This window comes from Acinetobacter sp. GG23, from assembly GCF_057766365.1.
Genome location: NZ_JBYMDJ010000003.1, coordinates 141,089 through 163,298, shown reverse-complemented (window position 1 = coordinate 163,298; position 22,210 = coordinate 141,089). Strand labels below are relative to the sequence as shown.

20 protein-coding genes and 1 tRNA gene are annotated in these 22,210 nt (G+C 41.7%); 12 read left to right on the top strand and 9 right to left on the bottom strand.

Annotation, left to right across the window (positions count from 1 at the left end; all coding sequences use genetic code 11):
• The first annotated feature begins 24 nt into the window (after window positions 1–24).
• Genes AC3CAU_RS06880 through AC3CAU_RS06870 form a run of 3 tightly spaced genes read left to right on the top strand, consistent with a single transcriptional unit; the run spans window position 25 to window position 2,191 of the window.
• A complete protein-coding gene (locus AC3CAU_RS06880; RefSeq protein ID WP_447054125.1) occupies window positions 25–768 on the top strand; it encodes an amino acid ABC transporter permease in 744 nt (247 codons plus the stop codon).
• Entirely contained in the window at window positions 768–1,451 is a 684-nt protein-coding gene (locus AC3CAU_RS06875; protein WP_131215017.1) for an ABC transporter permease subunit, read from the top strand. Before AC3CAU_RS06880 ends, AC3CAU_RS06875 begins: the two co-directional genes overlap by 1 nt.
• 14 nt (window positions 1,452–1,465) lie before the next feature.
• The gene (locus AC3CAU_RS06870) at window positions 1,466–2,191 is read left to right on the top strand and encodes an amino acid ABC transporter ATP-binding protein (protein WP_171459134.1); all 726 of its coding nucleotides are present in this window, start codon (window positions 1,466–1,468) and stop codon (window positions 2,189–2,191) included.
• A 55-nt stretch (window positions 2,192–2,246) separates the two neighbouring features.
• On the opposite strand, the gene AC3CAU_RS06865 is transcribed toward AC3CAU_RS06870, so the two are convergent.
• Window positions 2,247–2,984 (bottom strand): carbonic anhydrase, encoded by a 738-nt coding sequence (locus AC3CAU_RS06865; protein WP_447054124.1) that lies wholly within the window; start codon window positions 2,982–2,984, stop codon window positions 2,247–2,249.
• Between the two features lie 604 nt (window positions 2,985–3,588).
• Between AC3CAU_RS06865 and AC3CAU_RS06860 the strand changes: the two genes are divergently transcribed.
• Window positions 3,589–4,776 (top strand): ammonium transporter, encoded by a 1,188-nt coding sequence (locus AC3CAU_RS06860; protein WP_424620350.1) that lies wholly within the window; start codon window positions 3,589–3,591, stop codon window positions 4,774–4,776.
• 138 nt (window positions 4,777–4,914) lie between these two features.
• Here the strand turns inward: AC3CAU_RS06860 and AC3CAU_RS06855 are convergent, their stop codons facing one another.
• Window positions 4,915–5,601 (bottom strand): HAD family hydrolase, encoded by a 687-nt coding sequence (locus AC3CAU_RS06855; protein WP_424620348.1) that lies wholly within the window; start codon window positions 5,599–5,601, stop codon window positions 4,915–4,917.
• A 213-nt stretch (window positions 5,602–5,814) separates the two neighbouring features.
• Here AC3CAU_RS06855 and AC3CAU_RS06850 point away from each other — a divergent pair, with 213 nt between their 5' ends.
• On the top strand, window positions 5,815–6,501 hold the full coding sequence (locus AC3CAU_RS06850) for a phosphatase PAP2 family protein (protein ID WP_447054123.1): 687 nt from the start codon (window positions 5,815–5,817) through the stop codon (window positions 6,499–6,501).
• Between the two features lie 7 nt (window positions 6,502–6,508).
• On the opposite strand, the gene AC3CAU_RS06845 is transcribed toward AC3CAU_RS06850, so the two are convergent.
• The 5 genes from AC3CAU_RS06845 to AC3CAU_RS06825 all read right to left on the bottom strand — a co-directional run bounded on the left by AC3CAU_RS06845 (window position 6,509) and on the right by AC3CAU_RS06825 (window position 12,846).
• The gene (locus AC3CAU_RS06845; protein ID WP_447054122.1) at window positions 6,509–7,831 is read right to left on the bottom strand and encodes a sensor histidine kinase; all 1,323 of its coding nucleotides are present in this window, start codon (window positions 7,829–7,831) and stop codon (window positions 6,509–6,511) included.
• A gap of 12 nt (window positions 7,832–7,843) precedes the next feature.
• Window positions 7,844–8,521, bottom strand: a complete 678-nt coding sequence (locus AC3CAU_RS06840; protein ID WP_424620341.1) for a response regulator transcription factor — start codon at window positions 8,519–8,521, stop codon at window positions 7,844–7,846.
• A gap of 9 nt (window positions 8,522–8,530) precedes the next feature.
• Window positions 8,531–10,198 (bottom strand): phosphoethanolamine transferase, encoded by a 1,668-nt coding sequence (locus tag AC3CAU_RS06835; RefSeq protein ID WP_424620339.1) that lies wholly within the window; start codon window positions 10,196–10,198, stop codon window positions 8,531–8,533.
• Window positions 10,199–10,319: 121 nt separating this feature from the next.
• Window positions 10,320–11,456, bottom strand: a complete 1,137-nt coding sequence (locus AC3CAU_RS06830) for a porin (protein WP_447054121.1) — start codon at window positions 11,454–11,456, stop codon at window positions 10,320–10,322.
• Window positions 11,457–11,598: 142 nt separating this feature from the next.
• Window positions 11,599–12,846 carry an MFS transporter gene (locus tag AC3CAU_RS06825; RefSeq protein WP_447054120.1) on the bottom strand — a complete coding sequence of 416 codons (1,248 nt, stop codon included), beginning with the start codon at window positions 12,844–12,846 and terminating at the stop codon, window positions 11,599–11,601.
• Window positions 12,847–12,992: 146 nt separating this feature from the next.
• Here AC3CAU_RS06825 and AC3CAU_RS06820 point away from each other — a divergent pair, with 146 nt between their 5' ends.
• The 5 genes from AC3CAU_RS06820 to putP all read left to right on the top strand — a co-directional run bounded on the left by AC3CAU_RS06820 (window position 12,993) and on the right by putP (window position 17,712).
• Window positions 12,993–13,619 (top strand): 1-acyl-sn-glycerol-3-phosphate acyltransferase, encoded by a 627-nt coding sequence (locus tag AC3CAU_RS06820; RefSeq protein WP_447054119.1) that lies wholly within the window; start codon window positions 12,993–12,995, stop codon window positions 13,617–13,619.
• Between the two features lie 73 nt (window positions 13,620–13,692).
• Window positions 13,693–14,601, top strand: coding sequence for a patatin-like phospholipase family protein (locus AC3CAU_RS06815; RefSeq protein WP_447054118.1), 909 nt, complete (start codon window positions 13,693–13,695; stop codon window positions 14,599–14,601).
• Window positions 14,602–14,699: 98 nt separating this feature from the next.
• Entirely contained in the window at window positions 14,700–15,173 is a 474-nt protein-coding gene (locus tag AC3CAU_RS06810; RefSeq protein ID WP_131215043.1) for an NfeD family protein, read from the top strand.
• Between the two features lie 14 nt (window positions 15,174–15,187).
• Window positions 15,188–16,042, top strand: coding sequence for an SPFH domain-containing protein (locus AC3CAU_RS06805; RefSeq protein WP_131215045.1), 855 nt, complete (start codon window positions 15,188–15,190; stop codon window positions 16,040–16,042).
• A 179-nt stretch (window positions 16,043–16,221) separates the two neighbouring features.
• On the top strand, window positions 16,222–17,712 hold the full coding sequence (gene putP, locus AC3CAU_RS06800) for a sodium/proline symporter PutP (protein ID WP_447054117.1): 1,491 nt from the start codon (window positions 16,222–16,224) through the stop codon (window positions 17,710–17,712).
• 94 nt (window positions 17,713–17,806) lie between these two features.
• Here the strand turns inward: putP and AC3CAU_RS06795 are convergent, their stop codons facing one another.
• Together AC3CAU_RS06795 and prpF are read right to left on the bottom strand one after the other, a co-directional pair.
• Entirely contained in the window at window positions 17,807–18,715 is a 909-nt protein-coding gene (locus tag AC3CAU_RS06795) for a polyprenyl synthetase family protein (protein ID WP_447054116.1), read from the bottom strand.
• Window positions 18,716–18,869: 154 nt separating this feature from the next.
• Entirely contained in the window at window positions 18,870–20,060 is a 1,191-nt protein-coding gene (gene prpF, locus AC3CAU_RS06790; protein WP_447054115.1) for a 2-methylaconitate cis-trans isomerase PrpF, read from the bottom strand.
• Window positions 20,061–20,380: 320 nt separating this feature from the next.
• Between prpF and AC3CAU_RS06785 the strand changes: the two genes are divergently transcribed.
• Window positions 20,381–21,736 carry an amino acid permease gene (locus AC3CAU_RS06785; RefSeq protein WP_131215052.1) on the top strand — a complete coding sequence of 452 codons (1,356 nt, stop codon included), beginning with the start codon at window positions 20,381–20,383 and terminating at the stop codon, window positions 21,734–21,736.
• A gap of 91 nt (window positions 21,737–21,827) precedes the next feature.
• Window positions 21,828–21,900, top strand: a tRNA-Arg gene (locus AC3CAU_RS06780).
• The last annotated feature ends 310 nt before the right edge of the window (window positions 21,901–22,210 follow it).

The following is a 22,210-nucleotide window of genomic DNA, read 5'->3' as shown; positions in this document are numbered from 1 at the left end:
ACCTGATTCTTCGGTGGAGTCACTATGAATTATAGTTGGAATTGGAGTGTTTTGTGGCAATCCACAGGGGTCGGTGATAGTACCTATTTGCAATGGGTTTTAGTGGGTCTGGGCTGGTTGTTGGTGATTGCCCTTGTCGCGTGGAGCATTGCCATGGTTTTGGGCAGTATTCTGGGCATCATGCGAACCTTGCCGAATAAGACTGCACGCGCGATTGGTACAGGCTATGTCACTATTTTCCGAAATGTACCGTTACTGATTCAATTATTTATCTGGTTTTATGTGGTTCCCAACTTTTTGCCATCAGCTATTCGAGACTGGTGGATCAATGACCTGGGTGCCAATACCACAGCACTGATCTCAGCCAGTGTCGGTTTGGGTTTATTTACCGCTGCACGGGTGTGTGAACAGGTGCGTACCGGGATTGAAGCCTTGCCGGTCGGGCAGGTGAATGCCGGTTATGCCATGGGTTTTAGTACGGCCCAGCTCTATCGCTACGTTATTTTACCGCAGTCCTTTCGGACCATTTTGCCACCGCTCAGTTCAGAACTGACCAACTGTGTAAAAAATACCTCGGTTGCTTCACTGGTGGGAGTTGCAGAAATTATTTCCCAGATGAAAACCATCAGTGAGTACACGCAAAATACCATTGAAATTTACACCATTGTGACCGTAATTTTCATTGTGATTAACGTGTGTTTAATCTCTGCGATGACCCTGCTGGAAAAACGCTTATATGTACCCGGTTTAATTGCAGGAGGTAAATAATGGAATGGCTCTCTGCATTTTTAAATGACTTACAACTGTCTGGTCCTGCCTTATGGCATGGCTTTAGTATCACTTTAAAAGTGGTCTGTATTGCAACCGTCGGTGGTATTCTGATTGGCACCATTTTGGCTTTAATGCGTTTATCTTCCATTAAAGTGTTGAACTGGATTGCACAAGGCTACGTAAACCTGTTTCGTTCCATTCCTTTACTGCTGGTATTGATGTGGTTCTACTTCGCGGTGCCTTTTATTTATACCGCAGTTACGGGAAATTACCTGACCATTGATACCGCATTGGTCTCCAGCATTGTTGCCTTTATGCTATTTGAAGCAGCTTATTTTTCTGAAATTGTGCGTGCCGGCATTCAGTCGATTCCGCGCGGACAATCCGCTGCAGCTTCGGCTTTAGGCATGAGTTATGGGCAATCTATGCGACTCATTATCTTGCCGCAAGCCTTTCGTAAAATGACGCCTTTGCTACTGCAACAAACCATTATCTTATTTCAGGATTCAACCATGGTCTATGCCATCGGTTTACTGGACTTTTTCAGAACCAACTATGTCCGTGGTGACCTGATGTCATTACTGACCCAGTACATTTTATTTGCAGGGCTGGTATATTTCACCATTAGTCTTTTGGCCACGTATGCTGTTAAAAAATTACAAAGAAGGTTACACGTATGAATGATAACAAAGTGATGATCGACATTCAGAACGTGAGTAAATGGTACGATAAATTTCAGGTACTCACAGATTGTACAACGCAAATTCGTCAAGGTGAAGTGGTGGTGGTCTGTGGTCCTTCGGGTTCGGGGAAATCGACCCTGATTAAAACGGTGAATGGTCTGGAAGCCTTTCAGCAAGGCACTATTATGGTAGATGGCATTTCGATTAAAGACCCGAAAACCAATTTAAACCTATTGCGCAGTCGTGTCGGTATGGTGTTTCAGCATTTTGAGTTATTTCCACATTTAACCATTACTGAAAATTTAACCATTGCCCAGATTAAAGTTTTGGGACGTTCTGAAGCCGAAGCCAAGAAAAAAGGTTTGGCATATCTAGATCGGGTTGGACTGAGTGCTCAGGCGGATAAATTTCCTGCACAACTTTCCGGTGGACAGCAACAACGGGTTGCCATTGCCCGTGCGTTGAGTATGGATCCAATTGCCATGCTGTTTGATGAACCGACCTCGGCACTTGACCCTGAAATGATTACCGAAGTTTTAGACGTGATGGTGGGACTGGCCAAAGAAGGCATGACCATGATGTGTGTCACGCATGAAATGGGCTTTGCACGTCAGGTGGCTAACCGGGTAATCTTTATGGATCAGGGGAAAATTGTAGAAGACTGTACTAAAGATGAATTCTTTAATACCCAGCGTGGCGAACGCGCTCAGCAGTTCCTGAATAAAATTTTGCATTAAACCTGAACGTATTTAAAAAGCAGATCTTAAGATCTGCTTTTTTTATGGGAAAAAATTATTCAAGCACCAAGCGTGCATTGGCCGGCTGTACAGGACGATTATTCGGATGTTCTAACAAACTTGAAAATGCCTTGATTTGCTGTTTTGACGCTTGTTGAATATCTTTAAGCACAATCCAGCGTACACCTTCAGAACACGGTGGCGTGGTGAGCGAACCATTAAAACGATAATAATCTAATTTTTCAGGTAGGAAAGCAGCAGCTAAATCTTGATGTTTCAGCTGTACGGCATTGCCTGCTTTTTTCGGCAATTCTTTCCAAAGTTGTTTCAGTTTTTTATTTTCCTGACCCTCATCAAACATCACAGCTACTACTGCCAACTCGCCTTGTTCTGTGGCATGTACCAAATGCATCTCCATCGCAAAACTTTTTCCCTTAATGGTATTTTCGCTTGGACTGTGTAAATGGAATTGTTTGAGATGAAAGAGCTTATGATCCAATTCCAGGGTATTGCCCTCGGCAAAATTAATTTGCACAGTCCGGTTATTATTAATAATCGTATCTGCTTTCGAGCTGTAATTTAATTTTAAAGCAGGCAGTTTTGCTGAGATGGTTTGATCAATATTAATCGGTGCTTGATTCAGCCCTTCGCAGGCTTGATATTCAGATTTAATCTTGCTCCATTGCGCTGGTGCAGTCTGTTGTGCATAACTCCAGTCAAACTGACTGCCCTCTGCTGCAAATGAATAATCAAAACTTACCAGTGCCACTACCGCAAGCATACTCCGCTTCATCTTTAAGACCTAAAATATAATATAAAATGAGCACTTATCTTCCAAGGTTGCAACTGGGATATCAAAACTAAAGCTACCAATTCATTATAGGTTTTGTATCCAATATTAATTAATCATTCACTCTATTTAGAGTTAAAAATTAAGCTCGATTCATTTTTATTTTATTTGTAGCTTCGGCTCCTTGCACTTGAATTCCGAATAACAACGATTTCTTTACACTGCCCCATAATTGATTGTAAAAGCATCTAAAAATTGCTTCATCAAAACGTATATTACTATTTTACTTTTAAATTATTTTTAATATTTTAGATTAATAGCCTTTGCCACTATTCAGTGCCATGAATTCAAAGCTAAAAACCAGAAAAAATAAAAATAAAAAATTAATCTAATTATCATATATTTATTTATAATTTTAGAATAAAAAAGCGCACCATAATGAAACAAATATTGTTTATTAAAGCAACACTCTGCTTTATATCGAGTCTTGATCATTTTTTTGCATCAATGATCAAAATTTCCCTCTTTCAAACATCTTTCTCAAATCCTAGGCCTCGATATACTGATCTTCTTTTTGTGAAAAACAGCACTAAAATGGGGCCAAAATATGCAAAATATAGATTTACTCTTTCTCCTCCTTGGTGCGGTTTTAGTTTTAGCCATGCATGCAGGTTTTGCATTTTTGGAGTTGGGTACAGTCCGACATAAAAACCAGGTCAATGCGCTGAGTAAAATTCTGACTGATTTCTCCATTTCAGCTATCGCCTATTTTTTTGTTGGCTACTATATTGCGTATGGACAGCATTTTTTCCATATTGGCACGACCTTAGCTGCGGATCATGGCTATAACCTGATGCGCTGTTTCTTTCTGCTGACCTTCGCTGCGGCTATTCCTGCCATTATTTCTGGCGGTATTGCCGAACGTGCCAAAATGCGTTCCCAAGCGATTGCGACCTTATTATTAGTCGCCTTGATCTATCCTTTCTTTGAAGGCATTGCATGGAATGGTAATTTAGGACTGCAAAAATGGTTAGCAAGCACATTTGGTGCAAGTTTTCATGACTTTGCCGGTTCTGTGGTGGTGCATGCCATGGGCGGATGGATTGCTTTAGTGGCGGTGCTTTTACTTGGTGCGCGTTATGGACGTTATAAAAAAGATGGCCGAGTGAGCGCACATCCTCCTTCTTCCATTCCGTTTCTGGCTTTAGGTTCCTGGATCTTAATCGTGGGCTGGTTTGGTTTTAACGTGATGAGCGCACAACGTCTGGATGCCATTTCAGGACTGGTGGCAATTAACTCACTCATGGCGATGGTCGGTGGAACTCTGGCTGCCAACTTTATGGGTAAAAATGACCCGGGTTTTTTACACAATGGTCCTTTGGCGGGCTTAGTGGCCATCTGTGCAGGTTCTGATGTGGTGCACCCGGTCGGAGCACTTATTATTGGAGCAGTTGCAGGGGTGATTTTCGTGAAACTCTTTACCTATACCCAAAACAAACTTAAAATCGATGACGTCTTGGGGGTTTGGCCATTGCACGGCGTATGCGGCACATTTGGTGGCTTAGCCGTAGGTATTTTCGGACAACAATGGTTAGGCGGCCTCGGCAACGTTTCCATGATTTCGCAAATGATTGGTACATTCCTCGCAATCTCGATTGCACTTACTGGTGGCTTTCTGGTTTACGGTGCCCTTAAAATCACCATGGGTATCCGCTTATCCCAAGAAGATGAATTTCGTGGTGCGGACTTATCGATTCACAAAATTTCAGCCAACTCAGAAGACGCCCTATTTTAGGGCTTAAATTTTAAACCTGATTTTTAAACCTGATTTTTGAAACTTAATGACGATTTTCAGCGTGACTCGAAAGGGTCGCTTTTTTTATCTGTATAAATATTATTTCTATTTCTGAAAATAGATAAGGGATAATAAACCTTATAAATATTGCTTAATTTCAGCTAAATTTTGAATTGTATTGATGGGTTTATGCGCTCCGGTCTTATGAAAACCCTGCAGCCATAAAGCCTTCATACCGGCTTGAGTTGCGCCTTGTATATCATTGACGGGATGATCGCCAATAAAAAGACAATTTTCCGGGACAATATTTAATTGACGGCTGGTATGCAGAAAAATTTCAGGATTCGGTTTGCTGATACCGACCAGTTCAGAACTGATAATTTCATCGAAATAATGGCTAAAACCCAAGCCTTGCAGAATGGTTAAACGGGTGGCATGTCCACCATTGGAAATGACTGCCAGTTTATAACCCTGCTGTTTTAACTCTGCTAATAAGCTATTCGCACCTGGCATGGCAACCGCAGATAACCCAAATTGCTGAAACCAGAACTGAGTGAGTTCATCCAAGTCCGGCAGACTGCTCCACGTCAGTTCTTGTTGCAGCGCATATCCCACGGAAGCTGCAATACTCGGATGGGTGAGCAACTCTTTTTTAGGATAACCCCCATTATCAATACGGCGAATAATTGACGGGATTTGACTAATCTGATCATGCTGTAATTGCTGCTGATATGTATGAGCCAAATGTTGGCTATACGCCAAGATACTTTGATCACGATGGGTTAAGGTATTATCCAGATCAAATAAAACAGCACGAATCGTCATTTTAATACCTCACAAATCTTGTGGACTAATGTAGCACCGAAGACGTGCCTGCTTAGGCTGTTTCCTTGATAGGTTTATTACGATTCAGCACAAGGTTATTGTCCATCCGCACATAACTTTCTAGGTGATTAGAGCATCTTTGCCGCCATTACTTAAGTCTAGATTAAGTTTTTGTTGCTGTAATAGCACAAATAAAATTAATCGATCTTTTTTATGCACGACAAGCAACGCTTCATCCTTTATCAAGGCTGCTTCCTGGTCATTAGTTTTTGCATGCTTTGGGTGTTTTTTCCTATCGGTGGATCACTCGATCTTGCACTGATTCATCCTTGGGTAAGTGAATCTGGACAATTCTTGCTGCGAGATAACTGGTATTTAGCCGAACTGAATCACCGTTATGTCAAAGATCTGATCATTTTGGTCTATGTCATTTTTTTTATCATGTGGCTGGCGTCTTTTAAAGTTGAAAAGTTAAGACCGGTACGCTGGAGCTATGGCTATTTTTTCGGCCTGGTCATACTATCGACCTCCATCATTGGACTGTTAAAATCTCAATCCGCCCATGCCTGTCCTTGGAATATCACAATACCTACATCTCAAGGCTTCTTTTGGGATTTTTCAGCCACTAAAGGGCATTGTTTCCCGGGTGGGCATGCGTCTACAGGTTTTGCGCTTATGGCAGGTTATGCTGTATTTCGCCTATCCAATAAAAAGCGCGCGTACTTTTTTCTGGTCTCGGGGTGTATTTTAGGTTTTGCCATGGGTTGGGCCCAGATGATGCGTGGAGCGCATTTTCTCAGTCATAATCTGTGGACAGCATGGGTTATCTGGCTGGTTAATGTGGTTTTTTACTTTTTCAATTACAAGCATTTTACCACCACTCACTCATCTCAAGAATAATGGTTCTTTAAATCTGCTTGAACAGCGGCAATTGCACATTCACTTGTAAGCCACCCAGACTGGCACTCGTTGAGAAAGAAATATGGCCTCCTAACCGTTCCGTGGCTTTATCGACAATAGAAAGCCCTAAACCACTACCCATTTCTAAATGATGATGAACCCGATAGAAACGTTTCAGAATTTGCTGGTGTAGCTCAGGGGCTATCCCCGGGCCACTATCTTCGACTTGAACCATGGCGAAACCGTCTTGTTCAAATACAGAAACGTTAATCACGCCTTGATTCGGCGTGTATTTAATCGCGTTATCAACCAGGTTAAAAATAATCGAATGCACAGCAGATTCCTGGCTATTTAGCAGGATTTCTTCCTGACGTTCCATCCCTAAATCAATTTCTTTTTGCATCGCTAAATGAATCAACTGCTCCACACAATTTGCCGCGACCTGATTGAGTAAAAACTGCTGTTTGCTTTCCAGCTCCAGCATCGAAGCGTCTTGTTTTGCCAGATTGAGTAACTGGCTAACCAAATGTTGAATGCGGATTAATCCTTTACTCAAATTCTGTAAATCACGATCTTCTGGAAATTGTTTTAACAGAATTTGCATTTGTAAATTTAGTGCAGTGATGGGGGTGCGTAACTCATGTGCAGCATCGGCAATAAACTGTCGCTGTTCCTGTTGCGAATGTAAAATACGCTCAAACAAATGATTCATTTCGGTAATGGTAGGCTCGATTTCCACAGGATAATCATTGAGTTGTATTGCACTTAGCTCGTCTGAATCACGCTGTGCCAATTCCGCTTTAAAATCATCGAGTGGTTGTAAACTGCGACTAATAATCCAGCTTAATCCCCAAATCACAAAAGGCATAAACAGCAAATAAGGAATAAACATGTTTCCAGCAAGCTCGAGTGCTAAACGCTGCCGTGTCGATTGCTGCTGGCTGACCTGAACCTGATAATGTTCTAAAGGTAAAACATAAGTATGCCAAATGTCTTGTGCGGTTTTGTGGGTATAAAATCCTGCTTTATGAACAGGATGGATCAACAAATTTAAAGCATGACTTTTATGTTCTTCACTTGCATAAGACCACACATCAACAAACAAATCTTCTTCGTGATAATGCTTGGATGGATCAAACTGGCTTTTAACTGGTTCAGGATCATGAGCCGCGACGCGTTCTGCCAAATTTTGCATCTGCGCATCTAAAACTTCATTAATTTCTTGTAGCGCAATCCGATAAGCAGAAAAAATCAGCAGGCAACCCAAGGCAATACTAAAAACAGAAATATAAATAATCAGGCGTTTTCTTAATGAATACTGTGACTGCACCAAATGCTAACCTTATAGTTGTCCGAGTCGATAGCCTAAACCACGAATGGTGCGAATGAAATCTTTGCCCAGTTTGGCACGCAAATGATGCACATAGACCTCAATAGTATTACTGCTTACTTCGCTATCCAGATCATATAACTTATCTTCTAAATTGGCTTTAGAAAAAATCTTGTTCGGATGACTGACCAAAGGAGTTAAAATCGCCCACTCACGATTGGAGAGATCAATATATTGCCCTTTGAACTTGGCAATATGCTGCTCGACATCCAAGACCAAATCGCCATAACTTAAAATTTTCAGACTGTCTTGCAGTGCCGATTCTGCGCCACTACGGCGTAATAAAGCGTGAATACGCGCCAACAATTCATCAAACTCATAGGGCTTGATCAAGTAGTCATCTGCACCATTATTCAATCCGTCCACACGGTTTTGCAACTGGTCACGTGCGGAAATAATCAGTACCGGCAAAGCCGGCCACTGCTGACGAATCTGTTTTAAAACTTGCATACCGTCCATCATCGGTAAGCCAAGGTCGAGCAAAACAATATCAAACTTTTCCTGGGCCAGTTTTTTTAAACCATCAATCCCATTGTTGACCCATTCCACATCAAATTGCTGATATTTCAACAACGTCATGCTGGATTCAGCAATCATAAAATCATCCTCAATCATTAATATTTTAGTCATGCCTTAAACTCACACTTTCTTTTTTGATTCACATTGCTGCAGCATATTATTCTGTTCATCAATAACCTGGGTTTTAACATCCAACAAACTGAGCAGACTTGGGAACAAGTTATCTTGGCTCAATTCTTTGCTTTTTTGCTTGGCTAAGCAAGCGATTTGTGCAGAATTGTGCTGAGTCCATTCCGGTGAAAACCACATCAGCATTGGAATATGAGTTTGTTGCGTTGGTGCAATGGCATACGGTGAGCCATGTAGATATAAACCATGTTCCCCTGTCGATTCACCATGATCAGATAAATACCAGAAGCCAGTTTGATGAGAGCTATTGCCTTTTAACACCTGAATGAGCGAGCTTAAAACATGGTCTGTATAGACAATCGAATTATCATAACTGTTCAATAATTCTGTACTACTACAGCCTTGAATCGCATTGGTATTACAGCTGGGTTTAAACGGTTGGAATTTCTGTGTTGAACGCTGGTAATAAGCAGGTCCATGACTTCCCATTTGATGTATGACAATTAAACGTGGGGTTTTGTCAGCTTCAGGAATCGCTGCAAGATAAGCTTTTAAGCTATCCACCAAAATTTCATCATAACAATCACCATCTTTGGCACACCATTTGTCTTTTAACTGTTGTGGAATTTGATACTGTTCCACTCGATTACACGTCCCTTTACAACCTGAATTGTTGTCTATCCAGGTGACTTTGTAACCTGCTCGCTGTGCAATATCGAGTAGCCCTTCACGGTGACTGGCAAGTTGTGCATCATAATCTGAACGAGGCATCCCGGAGAACATACAAGGTACTGAAACTGCTGTTGCCGTACCGCATGAACTGACCTGATTAAAATTAATGATATCCAGTTTAGAGAGTTCAGGATTGGTATTTTTAGCATAGCCATTTAAAGAAAAACTTTCTGCACGTGCCGTTTCACCGACCACTAAGACCATCAATTTCGGTTTATGCTGTTTACTTACCGGGTCAATCAAATGGGCATCATCACCATAAGTCACTAAAGGCAAATTCTGCGCAGGTTTAGATTTATGATAATAAGAAAGTGTTGATGAGATGGTATTTTGTGGAGAAATCATGCCTTTTAAATCACGATGTTCACGAAAGATTGCTGCATAATCCACATAGAACAGAAATAACAACCCGCCTACCAATAATAATGAAACGATGCTATTGATGAGCTTCTTAGTGACTTTAGATAACAAAACTTCAGGCTTGATACGAACCAAAGCAACCAAAATGAGCGGACAGATCACAAAGCCCACTGTCCACAGTACAAAGCGTAAAGACAATAAACCCCGGACTTCACGCGCATCGGTTTGCATCATATTCTGAACTTGTTCAGGTGAAATCACCACGCCCAGGCTATTCACAAAATATGCAGTAAAACCGCCAATGAAAAGCAATACATAAGCAAATATTTTTGCATTCCATTTCCATTGGATCAGTTGAAAAATGAAGTTATAGGCTGCAACAATCACCAATACGGTTGCCATTAAAAATAAATAGGCTTTAGGGCCTTGATAAGGCGTTAAATTTTGTATTTTTTGAAAAAAAGCAAAATTAAGAACCATACCCAACCAAATCGCCAGCAATAAATTAAATTGGCTTAATGAAATCGGCTTTATCTTATTACGTATTGGACTGATTATATTTGACATGATTGCTGGCTAATCTTTTTACTGATGTCTTAATCTAAAATGCCAAACTTAAAACTCACTTAATAAAAGAAAATAATAAAAAAGGCAATGTTTCCATCACCTTTTAAAATCTAGCTACAGATTAGAATCTGTATTCTAGACCTGTACCTAGTACCGGTTGTTTGTCTTCTTTGGAACCTTGCTCAAGGGTTAAATAACCTGCATAACCGTATGCCTTAACTTGCTTGTTAAATGCATAGTCCAGACCTGCAAGAATTTGTTTGGCTTCAAAGTCATTCGGATCGACTGCGTTTGATTTAAAGGCTGTCGTGTTTTGGCTGTATTGCGCTTTTACAGTCCAGGCCTTTGCAGTCGGAAGATTATATTCAGCTCCCAGCAACCAGCCCTGAGCATCATCAATCGTATTTGCTAAAGCAGCTGTAGCAGGATTCGCATTTGGACGGCCTACATCTGAAGTTTGAAAAAGTGCTCTTAATGACAACCCGCTGTCTAAATTTAAACGACCAATTGCACGAATGGTATCGGCTTCAATGGTCTGATTTAGCGCCAGCGTATTTTCTGTAGAAGTCGCATTCAGGAAACCTTTACCATTGAAACGACTCGGAATCGCTTTGTCATAACCTAGACCGACAACAAACAGATTATCGGTGTAGGTAATAGAGGTAGACCATGAATCCCCTAGACCACGACCCGCAACCTTGGTGCCGCCTTTCGTTGCTTTAATGGTATCGCCTTCACCAGTTGCCAGTAATACTTTTGCTTCTAATTTGCCGGTACCAATTTTGAATGCGGGGGTCTCATATACAAGTACATTATCAATCCGGTTTTCACCGGCCAAAATTCCATTTACATCAGCTGAATTTTCAATGTAATTATTAAAGGTATCTACAGTTGCAGATAACTGTTTGACTGGCGTATCAATTTTACCGGCTTTTAAAGTCCCTAACTTTTCGTCCTTCAGACCAATCAATAAATTACGTGGAACAAACACATCTGTACCATTTTCACCATCATCGACATAAAAAGTAAATTCCGCTTGATACAAAGCACTTAAACGGTCTGTAAGTTTTTCATCACCTTTTAAACCAATAAACGAGTTGTTTGAACTGAGTTCAACCACATCACGGTCTGCGGTATTGGCATTGTTTTCTGGCAAGTAATCTAGAGTTGCATCTACTTCTCCATAGAAGGTTGGCGCTGCAAAAGTAGCGCCTGCAAGTAGAGTTAAAGCAATTGTCGCTGCAATTTTGGTTTTCATTTTTAAATACCCCTAAGTTATTTTGTAACAGATGTTACTGTTTAGAAATATTTAAAAAAATGATTTAGATTTTATTAGGTTATCTTTTTTATTGCTTAGATTTTAAATAGATATTGAATTGAATTAAAAAGCTTTTATCTCATTATTGCAGCGTGGCTTTCCATCTAAGAACAGGCAATAAACAGATCACTGCAACTACTGTAATGAAGGCTAAATAATCTGCATAACCTAACAGATCACCCAATATTCCGCTTAGGCTATATAGTCCCCCACTGACCGTCGCCATCAGCGCCACCTGAAAAGTAAAATCTGTTGCTGCGAAATGTTTGCGGCTGTATTGCATTACCAAAGTCAACATCACCACCAGCAACATGGCTGAAATCATATCTTCAGCGGCATTAATCCCATAAATGAGCCACGGTTTAATTGGTTGTTGTGCTTCATATTGAAAAGCCAGCCATGCGTATGCGGCCAAGCTGAAAATTTTCAAAACAGAAAAACTAAGCAGTGCATTGGCACGAGAAATATATTTCAGACTCAGGCCGGCCAATCCTGCTCCTATAAGTGCAGCCAATGCCCCCAGCATGGTCACATAAATACCAATCTGGGAAAAAGTTAGTCCCATATCCACCATTAAAGGTTTCAGTAAAGGACCTGACAAACCATCGGCCACTTTGAACGTGATCAGTACGACCAGCCATAAAGCCAGACTGCGGCTTTGATAGAAATAACCTAGATAACTTTTGATTTTTTCCCAGCTGAATGATTCTTTATCAGTCGCTTGCTGAATATGCTGGAATCGCACAGGTTCTTTAAAAAACAGAATTGGTAATGTATTTAGAAGAACCAGTCCTGCTAAAACTAAAAAAGTGTTTTGCCAATCCAGCCAGTCCAGTGCCCATAAAATCGCACCGCCCCCGACAATAAACCCCAGCCGTGAACCAATCACCTGAAAAGTATTGCCCCAATGCTGCTGTTCATTTTTAAGAATATTGACTGCCAAGCCATCGGTTGCAATATCTTGGGTGGCACCGACCAGATTCATACTCAATAAAGCCACAAAAAAAGCCAGTAAATATTCAGGTTGATTTAAAGCTTGAATCGGCAAAAAGGATAAGCCGATCAGTACTGCAACACTGAGTAACTGGGTGGGAATAATCCAGCTGCGATAATGTCCAAAAGCTGAAGAACCAAAATGATCAACCCAGGGTGCCCAAAAAATTTTAATTGACCACGGCAACATCAATAATCCGAAGCCGCCAATATGTGCCAGTGACACCCCTTGAGCACGTAAAATCACCGGTAAGGCGTGGGTCATAAAACCCACAGGTAAACCTTGTGCCCAATATAAAGAGAACAACACGATATAAATGTTAGGTGTACCCGGCATAGAGTGCCCTTATGATCAGAACAGGATTGATTATTTATATCAGGCAAGCTGAATGACGCTTTACATTTTGCCAATGAATCTTATTTAACAAAAGCTTAACATTATTAAAACGCGATAAACTTTTGTCAGGGAGGCGGATAATCACCATGTCAGCACATTTCCCCACATTGCCCGATCAAGTGCCTGCTCGCGGTAGCCGCTTAAGCCGAACGATTTTCAAAAAAATATTTCTTGCCCAAGGCTGGCATTTTGAAGGTAAATTTCCTAACTTGCCTAAAGCTGTCGCTATTATTTCGCCACATACATCCAATATAGATGCCTGGCATGGTTTCACAGCCCTGCTTGGACTGGGCATTAAAATTACCATTTTTGGCAAACACACCTTATTTAACACACCGTTGAAACCCTTACTGGAATGGATTGGTGTGATTCCGGTCAATCGCAGTATTCAGCAAGGTACAACTCAGCAAATTATTAACTTCATTGATACCCAAGAGCAGATCTGGGTCGGTATGGCGCCTGAAGGAACACGCAAACAGGCTGAATCGTTTAGAAGTGGGTTTTATCGTATTGCGCTAGGTGCCAATATTCCGATTGTGATGTTTTCTTTTGATTACAACCGTAAAACCATTTACTGCTTAGGTGTGTTTCAACCAACTGGGAATTATGAACAGGATTTAGAACGGATATTGAACCGATACGTGGGGAAATTTTCTCCGAAAAATCCACAGTGGTTGGCCAAGCCCTTACAAAATCGTATAAAAAATAGCTAGCCAAATCAGGCATTATCTGCTGTCATGTGCGCAACTTTTGTCTATTTAACGCCCACCTTTAATTATGAATCTTGTGCAATACTCTTTCATTGCTCTGTTTACGCTTAGCCTGATTGGCTGTGATAAAGCCACTAAAACCTCCCCACAAACAACTACTATAAAAGCACGTGAACCAGTAGTTGCGATAGCTTTAGGGGGCGGCGGTGCCAAAGGATTTGCTCATATTGGGGTACTGAAAGTTTTAGAATCACATGGCATTAAACCGAAAATTGTCACCGGTACCAGTGCCGGGAGCTTTGTCGGCAGTATTTATGCCAGTGGTAAAACCCCTTATCAATTACAGCAAATTGCACTGACCCTTAAAGAATCTGACATTCGCGATTTAACCTTAAACAGCCAAGGCGTGGTGCAAGGTCAAAAATTGCAGAACTATGTCAACAAGCACATTGCCAACAAACCGATTGAGCAGTTTCCAATTCGTTTTGCAGCTGTTGCAACGCGCCTCGACACCGGTCGTAAAGCCGAGTTTATTAAAGGCAATGCAGGCCAGGCGGTTCGTGCCTCCTGCAGTATCCCGAATGTCTTTGTGCCTGCAACCATTGGTGGAAAACAATATGTCGATGGCGGTTTGGTCAGTCCGATTCCAGTGAAAACTGCCAAGGATATGGGCGCCGATATTGTCATTGCGGTAGATATTTCTGCACGTCCAGTTGGTGGCAAACCTCTAAACATGTGGGGTTTGCTCGACCAAACCATAAACATTATGGGACAGCAAAGTATCAATGAAGAACTCAACCAAGCCACTGTGGTGATTCAACCTAAAGTGGGGCACTTGGGAACTTTAGATTTAAAAGCCAGCAACCAGTCGATTCTAGAAGGTGAAAAAGCGGCCCAACTGAAAATCATCGCGATTGACAAAGCCATTTCCGATTTTAAAAAGTCTCCAGCTGCCTTCAAGCCTGCACCCAAAGCCAAAATTTAAAAAAGATGCTTTTTTAATATTCAAAGACTTACTCATCTGCTAAATTGATATAGACGCTTGGTTATCTATATCAATTTTAACAATACACGAGTAGATGTATGGAATTTGCTTTCGAACCTTGGCATTGGTTTGTACTGGGTGTTTTACTCATTCTCTCTGAATTAGTATTGCCCGCTTTTGCTGCACTATGGTTTGGCATTGCAGCCATCATGGTGGGTGTTTTACTGTGGCTGTTCCCGATGATGGGCTTTACCACTCAACTCGTCATCTGGATTGTTTTATCCATACTGTGCACATTACTTTGGTTTAAGTTTATTAAACCGCTTTCAACCGATAAAACCAAAGCCGGTTTATCCCGCGAGGCCACCATTGGTCAAGTCGGCATGGTCATTCAAATTCATATGGAACATGACCTGATTACCGTCCGTTTCCCTATGCCGGTTTTGGGTTCTGACGAGTGGAACTGCCGTAGCTTAGAACCTGTACGTGTTGGAGATCGCGTGCGCGTGGTCGATATTTTAGGTAATGAACTTGTGGTCAAGCCACATCATTCAAATAATGAAAATATATAAAGTGAGGAAATGACATGTCTGGCGGATCTATTATTGTTTTAGCTATCCTGGTTTTTGCAGGCGTTACCATTTTTAAAGGGGTGCGCATTGTTCCTCAAGGTTATAAATGGATTGTACAACGTCTGGGTAAATACCATACCACGCTAACACCGGGTCTCAATTTTGTGATTCCTTATGTTGATGAAGTTGCATATAAAGTCACCACCAAAGACATTGTGATGGATATTCCTTCTCAGGAAGTGATTACCCGTGATAATGCGGTTTTACTGATGAATGCCATGGCCTATATCAATATCACCACTCCGGAAAAAGCAGTGTATGGTATTGAAAACTATACCTGGGCAATTCAAAACCTGGTACAGACTTCACTGCGCTCTATCGTAGGTGAAATGGATCTGGATGATGCTTTGTCATCGCGTGATCACATTAAGGCCAAACTGAAAGCAGCCATTTCTGATGATATTTCTGATTGGGGTATTACACTAAAGACTGTTGAAATTCAGGATATTCAACCTTCAGCTACCATGCAGTCCGCAATGGAAGCGCAAGCAGCGGCCGAACGTCAGCGCCGTGCGACCGTGACCCGAGCAGATGGTGAAAAACAGGCTGCTATTTTAGAAGCAGATGGCCGGTTGGAAGCTTCGCGTCGTGATGCTGAAGCACAAGTAGTCTTGGCTGAATCATCACAACGTGCCATTGAAATGGTGACCTCTGCGGTCGGTGATAAAGAAATTCCGGTGGCTTACTTGCTCGGTGAACAGTATGTCAAAGCCATGCAAGACATGGCGAAATCGAATAACGCCAAAACTGTGGTGTTGCCTGCGGATATCATGAATACCATTCGTGGCGTGATGGGTCGTAATCCATAAACTTTCAATTTTTTATATGAAATAGACAGCTTTAGCTGTCTATTTTTATTTCAGTTGCGAAAAACTCTGCAATCATTGTGAAATTATGCTTAAATTTCGCGTTATTTTTTTGAAATTATTTGTGCTTCTTTTATAAGCCTTTGTTTCGATCTACTGTCCACCTTGTAAATGGATACCGTATGAGCTCCCTGAATCCGACCTTAATTACCTTTCTTTTTTATATTGTCGCCATGATTGCGATTGGCCTGATGGCTTATCGTGCGACAGCCAATTTCTCTGATTATATTTTGGGGGGTCGTCGTTTAGGTAGTTTCGTAACGGCGCTCTCTGCGGGTGCTTCAGATATGAGTGGCTGGTTGCTGATGGGGCTGCCAGGTGCAATTTATCTTTCAGGTTTGTCTGAAATGTGGATTGCCATTGGCTTGATTATTGGTGCATGGCTAAACTGGCGACTGGTTGCCGGACGCCTTCGTGTGCATACCGAAGTTCAGCACAATGCCTTGACTTTGCCAGACTATTTCTCCAATCGTTTTAACGATCAAAAGAAAATCCTGCGTATTGCTTCTGCTTTCATCATTTTGATTTTCTTTGCGATTTATTGTGCTTCAGGCATGGTTGCAGGCGCACGTCTGTTCGAAAGCATGTTTGACATGTCGTATAGCACAGCGCTTTGGATCAGTGCGATTGCGACCATCAGTTATGTATTTATTGGTGGTTTCTTGGCAGTCAGCTGGACGGATACCATTCAGGCCGGCCTGATGATTTTTGCCTTGTTGCTGACGCCTGTAGTTGTGGTTTTAAGCTTTGCCGATATGAATCAAATCACTTTGGCACTTGAAGCGGCTCGTCCGCAAGCCACCGATGTCATAGGCAATTTAAGCTTTGTCGCGATTATTTCATTATTGGCCTGGGGCTTGGGCTATTTTGGTCAACCGCATATTCTGGTGCGTTTTATGGCTGCTGACTCAGTCAAGTCCATTCCCAATGCGCGCCGTATTGGCATGACCTGGATGATTCTTTGCTTAGGTGGTGCAGTGGCTGCCGGTTTCTTTGGTATTGCTTACTTCCAGCAACATCCTGAACTTGCAGGTGCAGTAACTGCCAATCCAGAAACCGTGTTTATGGAACTGACCAAAATTCTGTTTAATCCATGGATTGCAGGTATTGTCTTGGCTGCTATTTTAGCGGCAGTAATGAGTACCTTAAGCTGCCAGTTACTGGTCTGCTCAAGTACCTTAACCGAAGACTTTTACAAATCATTCTTACGCAAAAATGCAACGCAAACAGAACTGGTCTGGATTGGCCGTTTAATGGTGCTACTGATTGCCTTGCTTGCAATCTGGATGGCTGGAAATCCTGAATCTAAAGTTTTAGGCTTAGTGGCTTATGCATGGGCTGGCTTCGGTGCTGCCTTCGGTCCACTGATTATTCTATCCTTGTTCTGGCGCCGTATGACTTTAAATGGTGCACTTGCCGGCATGTTGATTGGTGCGGTTGTGGTGATTATCTGGAAAAATATGTTCAGTGCCACCGGGCTGTATGAAATTATTCCAGGCTTTATTTGCTCACTGATTGCGATTGTCGTGGTCAGCTTAATGGGTAAAGCACCAACGGAAGAAATCACCACGCGTTTCGATGAAGGTGATCGTTTATATCAAGACTCTAAATAGTCTTGAGCAAATAATCTGTAGCGCATAAAAAAGAGGACTTATAAGTCCTCTTTTTTAATTCAATTTTTTCCAGATGCCCTTTCAAACTCAATATTTAACTTTTACGCGACAACAAAAACTGTGAGATCTGATTCAGTTCAGCTGCACTGTCACCAAAAATCTCTAAAGCGCGAAAGGCCTGATCATGCAACTCTTTGGCATAGATTTGGGCATTTTCCAAACCCATCAATGCAGGATAAGTCGATTTATCCACTTGCTGGTCTTTGCCGGCGGTTTTTCCTAGAACTTCGGTATCGGAAATAATATCCAGAATGTCATCTTGCACCTGAAATGCCAGTCCAATCGCTTGGGCATATTCACGTAGTTTAGGAATGGCTTGATCGGTGCCTTCAAATACGCATACTGCGGCCAACATCACCGCGGCAGAAATCAGAGCACCCGTTTTATTGCGATGAATATTTTCCAAAGCTTCCTGATCAACACGCTTGCCTTCTGCCTGTAAATCCAGTACCTGACCACAGACCATTTTTGAACTGGCAGTCGCCAAAATCTGCATCTGCTTTAAAACAATAGACGGATCAACCGTAGGGCCTTGATCAAACAGACGGCTGCCTAATATTTCAAATGCCATCGACTGTAAAATATCACCGGCAAGTAAGGCTGTGTCTTCACCAAAAGCCACATGACAAGTCGGCTGGCCACGACGCAATAAATCATTATCCATACAGGGCAAGTCATCATGCGCCAGTGAATAGCAATGGATCATTTCAATGGCTACTGCCGCACGACGTACCGCAGCAAAATTTGCATTGGGCTTTATGGCTGCCGTTGCATAACAAAGCGCCGGACGTACACGTTTCCCACCGAGCATCACCGCATGATGCACAGCGCCTTTCAGCGGTTCCGGAATGGAAAATGCGTCTAATGCCGTCAATAAATCGTGTTGGATACGTTGCTGTGCTTGGGTTAATACATTTGCATGTACGTCAGTTAAAGATGACACATTCGCCTCGAATACTTTGCTTTGGTGAGTAAATCTAAATCCACAGAAATACTGCCAGATCTAGCTTAATCTAATCTACAACGCTCTTGTCATCATCGACAGAGAACTTGCGACTCATCATACTGCTTTCTCGCAAGATTCTCTATCTGGTTTGTTATTTCAAGCTATCTTCAGGAATTCGCACCCAGCCCTCCATCAACACGCGTGCACTACGGCTCATTACCGCCTTTTTCACCTGCCATTGTCCATTTTCCTGCACTGCTTGCGCACCGACGCGTAAAGTCCCTGAGGGATGACCAAAACGTACCGCTTCACGCGCCCCACCGCCTGCAGCCAAATTCACCAGTGTTCCCGGAATCGCAGCGGCTGTTCCAATGGCGACAGCAGCTGTTCCCATCATGGCATGATGCAATTTACCCATCGACAAGGCACGAACCAGTAAATCGACATCACCGGTTTGAAGGGCTTTACCACTTGAAGATGTATAGGCTTTAGGTTTAGAGACAAAGGCAATTTTAGGCGTGTGTTGACGTTTTTCAGCTTCGGAAATGTCTTGGATTAAGCCCATCTGTTTTGCACCATAGGCACGGATGGTTTCAAAACGTGCCAGTGCCTGAGCATCACCATTAATGGCTTCTTGCAATTCAGTGCCTGCATAGCCAATATCTTCAGCATTTAAGAAGATGGTCGGAATACCTGCATTAATGAATGTCGCTTGGAAAGTGCCGATATTTGGAACGTCCAAAGTATCGACTACATTTCCGGTCGGGAACATGGCACCACCCTCTTCGCCATCATCGGCAGGGTCTAGAAATTCAATCTGAACTTCTGCTGCAGGGAAAGTCACGCCATCGAGTTCAAAGTCCCCAGTTTCCTGCACTTGTCCATTGGTGATGGGCACATGCGCAATAATGGTTTTTTCAATATTCACTTGCCAGATTCGTACCGTGCACAGGCCATTTTCAGGAATACGCTCTGCACTGACCAAGCCGTTTGAAATCGCAAATGAACCGACGGCAGCAGTCAAGTTGCCACAGTTGCCACTCCAGTCGACAAAAGGTTGATCAATCGCCACCTGCCCAAATAAATAATCCACATCATGCTCAGGCTGTGAACTTTTGGCCAAGATCACGGTTTTACTAGTACTTGAACTTGCTCCACCCATGCCATCAATTTGCTTGCCGTATGGATCTGGACTGCCAATCACACGCAATAACAATTGATCACGCACTTTTCCAGGCTGCTGTGCTGCTTCCGGTAAGTCATCCAGTTTAAAGAAAACCCCTTTACTGGTACCACCACGCATATAGGTTGCTGGAATTTTGATTTGTGGAGCAAAACTCATTTTATTGATCCTTGATATTTATCATTGTTTTAAACAACATCTGGGCAATGTTGATCACTTTTATCATAATGCTTTTTTCAGCAAAAACCTTTGTTACAGGACTTAAGTATAAAAAAGAACCGCTTAATCTTATTGATAAAAACCCTTTATAACTTACAAGTCATTGTATTAATAAAATTAATCTATTGATTCGTTTGTTAATTATATAAAAATTCTATTCTTAACTTATTCACATAACAGTGACCAGGCTAGTGTTGTACTAGGCTAATACAAATCAATCCATTACAATCACAAACTTATCCATTGTCGGGCTGAGTACTTTGAACAACGAGTCTTCTACACTTCAGCGTGGCTTAAAGAACCGTCATATCCAACTCATCGCCATGGGCGGAGCAATTGGTACAGGCTTATTCTTAGGTTCCGCACAGGTGATTCAATCTGCAGGTCCTTCCATCATTTTGGGTTATGCCATTGGTGGTTTGATTGCATTTTTAATCATGCGTCAACTGGGTGAAATGATTGTACATGAGCCTGTAGCAGGATCATTCAGCCATTTTGCCTTTAAATATTGGGGGAAATTTCCCGGCTTTTTAGCGGGTTGGAATTACTGGATTTTATATATTTTAGTAGCAATGACAGAGCTGACTGCTGTCGCTAAATATATTAATTACTGGTGGCCTTTTATTCCTGCATGGGCATCGGTACTGTTCTTTTTCGTTGTTATCACCTTGGTCAATCTCGGCAATGTGAAATTTTATGGTGAATCGGAATTCTGGCTTTCTATCATCAAAGTAACCGCTGTTATTTCCATGATTGTCTTTGGTGTGTATCTACTGCTCACCGCAGATGCAGGCTCAAACTCTTCATTTAGCAATCTTTGGACACATGGTGGTTTCTTCCCGAATGGTTTTGAAGGCCTGTTTTATATGCTTGCCTTCCTCATGTTCGCCTTTGGTGGGATTGAGCTGATCGGGATGGCTGCGGCAGAAGCTAAAGATCCTGAAAAAACTATTCCTAAAGCCATTAATCAGGTGGTGTTCCGAATTTTACTGTTCTATATCGGTTCATTGACGATTCTTTTATCGTTGGTGCCATGGAATCAGCTTGAGTTAGGTGGTCTGGATAAAAGTCCATTTGTAATGATTTTCAGTCAACTCGGTATTGGCTGGGCAGCTCACTTACTGAATTTCATTATCTTGACTGCGGCGCTGTCTGTTTATAACAGCGGCATGTATGCCAATAGCCGTATGCTGTTTGGCTTGGCACAACAAGGCAATGCACCTAAAGTATTTAATAAAGTAAATAAACAGGGGGTGCCTATCCCTGCTGTTTTATTTTCCGCACTGTTAATTTTTGGTTGTGTACTTTTAAACTACTTTGTGCCAGAAAATGCCTTAAGCCATCTAATATATGTGGTGGTGGGTGCATTAGTACTCAACTGGGCCATGATTACATTGACGCACTTGAAATTTAGACAGGCGATCAAACAAGCTTCCATCCAAACCAAGTTTCCTGCACTTTGGTCTCCAATCAGTAATTATTTAGTACTCCTCTTCATTGCGACCGTACTTTATATTATGTGGATGCAAGGTTTTAAAGAATCTGTACTGATGATTCCGATCTGGATTGTGATCATGTTTGGTCTATTTAAAGTACTCAAGATGAATAAAACTTAAGCATAAACCTTAAAGATCTGTCTTTTAAAAAGTTATTGTTTCGACAATAACTTTTTTTTTATCCTTATTTGCGCTAAATTAGCTTCGCATTGTGCCCTTAGCTTAACTGGATAGAGCAGTTGCCTCCTAAGTGACCGACGCGGGTTCGACTCCCGCAGGGCGCACAAACTTATAAATAAGGAATAAAATTTTCGTATAAAAAAATCTCTAAGATGCCGCCTCCCTAAATAAATATTAAATCAATTTATTTTTCATGACCTTGTCATTAAGCCTTTGAAATTTATTATTTTAATAAATAAGAGCATGATTTTATTAATAATTAAGAATACATATTAAAGAATTTAAGCTAAAAATAAGAATTTACTCTATTACGATTTAGTCCTTCCGGATCTTACATTTCTGTCGTAAATTTTGTGTAAAAAAATAATGTGATCTACATAACAAATAATTACTACACTTTTCACGATAAATGGT

Excerpts from the sequence above, each read along its gene's own strand:
- AC3CAU_RS06880 (WP_447054125.1), top strand. The coding sequence starts at position 25 with ATGAATTATAGTTGGAATTGGAGTGTTTTGTGGCAATCCACAGGGGTC.
- AC3CAU_RS06875 (WP_131215017.1), top strand. The coding sequence starts at position 768 with ATGGAATGGCTCTCTGCATTTTTAAATGACTTACAACTGTCTGGTCCT.
- AC3CAU_RS06870 (WP_171459134.1), top strand. The coding sequence starts at position 1,466 with ATGATCGACATTCAGAACGTGAGTAAATGGTACGATAAATTTCAGGTA.
- AC3CAU_RS06865 (WP_447054124.1), bottom strand. The coding sequence starts at position 2,984 with ATGAAGCGGAGTATGCTTGCGGTAGTGGCACTGGTAAGTTTTGATTAT.
- AC3CAU_RS06860 (WP_424620350.1), top strand. The coding sequence starts at position 3,589 with ATGCAAAATATAGATTTACTCTTTCTCCTCCTTGGTGCGGTTTTAGTT.
- AC3CAU_RS06855 (WP_424620348.1), bottom strand. The coding sequence starts at position 5,601 with ATGACGATTCGTGCTGTTTTATTTGATCTGGATAATACCTTAACCCAT.
- AC3CAU_RS06850 (WP_447054123.1), top strand. The coding sequence starts at position 5,815 with ATGCACGACAAGCAACGCTTCATCCTTTATCAAGGCTGCTTCCTGGTC.
- AC3CAU_RS06840 (WP_424620341.1), bottom strand. The coding sequence starts at position 8,521 with ATGACTAAAATATTAATGATTGAGGATGATTTTATGATTGCTGAATCC.
- AC3CAU_RS06835 (WP_424620339.1), bottom strand. The coding sequence starts at position 10,198 with ATGTCAAATATAATCAGTCCAATACGTAATAAGATAAAGCCGATTTCA.
- AC3CAU_RS06830 (WP_447054121.1), bottom strand. The coding sequence starts at position 11,456 with ATGAAAACCAAAATTGCAGCGACAATTGCTTTAACTCTACTTGCAGGC.
- AC3CAU_RS06825 (WP_447054120.1), bottom strand. The coding sequence starts at position 12,846 with ATGCCGGGTACACCTAACATTTATATCGTGTTGTTCTCTTTATATTGG.
- AC3CAU_RS06820 (WP_447054119.1), top strand. The coding sequence starts at position 12,993 with ATGTCAGCACATTTCCCCACATTGCCCGATCAAGTGCCTGCTCGCGGT.
- AC3CAU_RS06810 (WP_131215043.1), top strand. The coding sequence starts at position 14,700 with ATGGAATTTGCTTTCGAACCTTGGCATTGGTTTGTACTGGGTGTTTTA.
- AC3CAU_RS06805 (WP_131215045.1), top strand. The coding sequence starts at position 15,188 with ATGTCTGGCGGATCTATTATTGTTTTAGCTATCCTGGTTTTTGCAGGC.
- putP (WP_447054117.1), top strand. The coding sequence starts at position 16,222 with ATGAGCTCCCTGAATCCGACCTTAATTACCTTTCTTTTTTATATTGTC.
- prpF (WP_447054115.1), bottom strand. The coding sequence starts at position 20,060 with ATGAGTTTTGCTCCACAAATCAAAATTCCAGCAACCTATATGCGTGGT.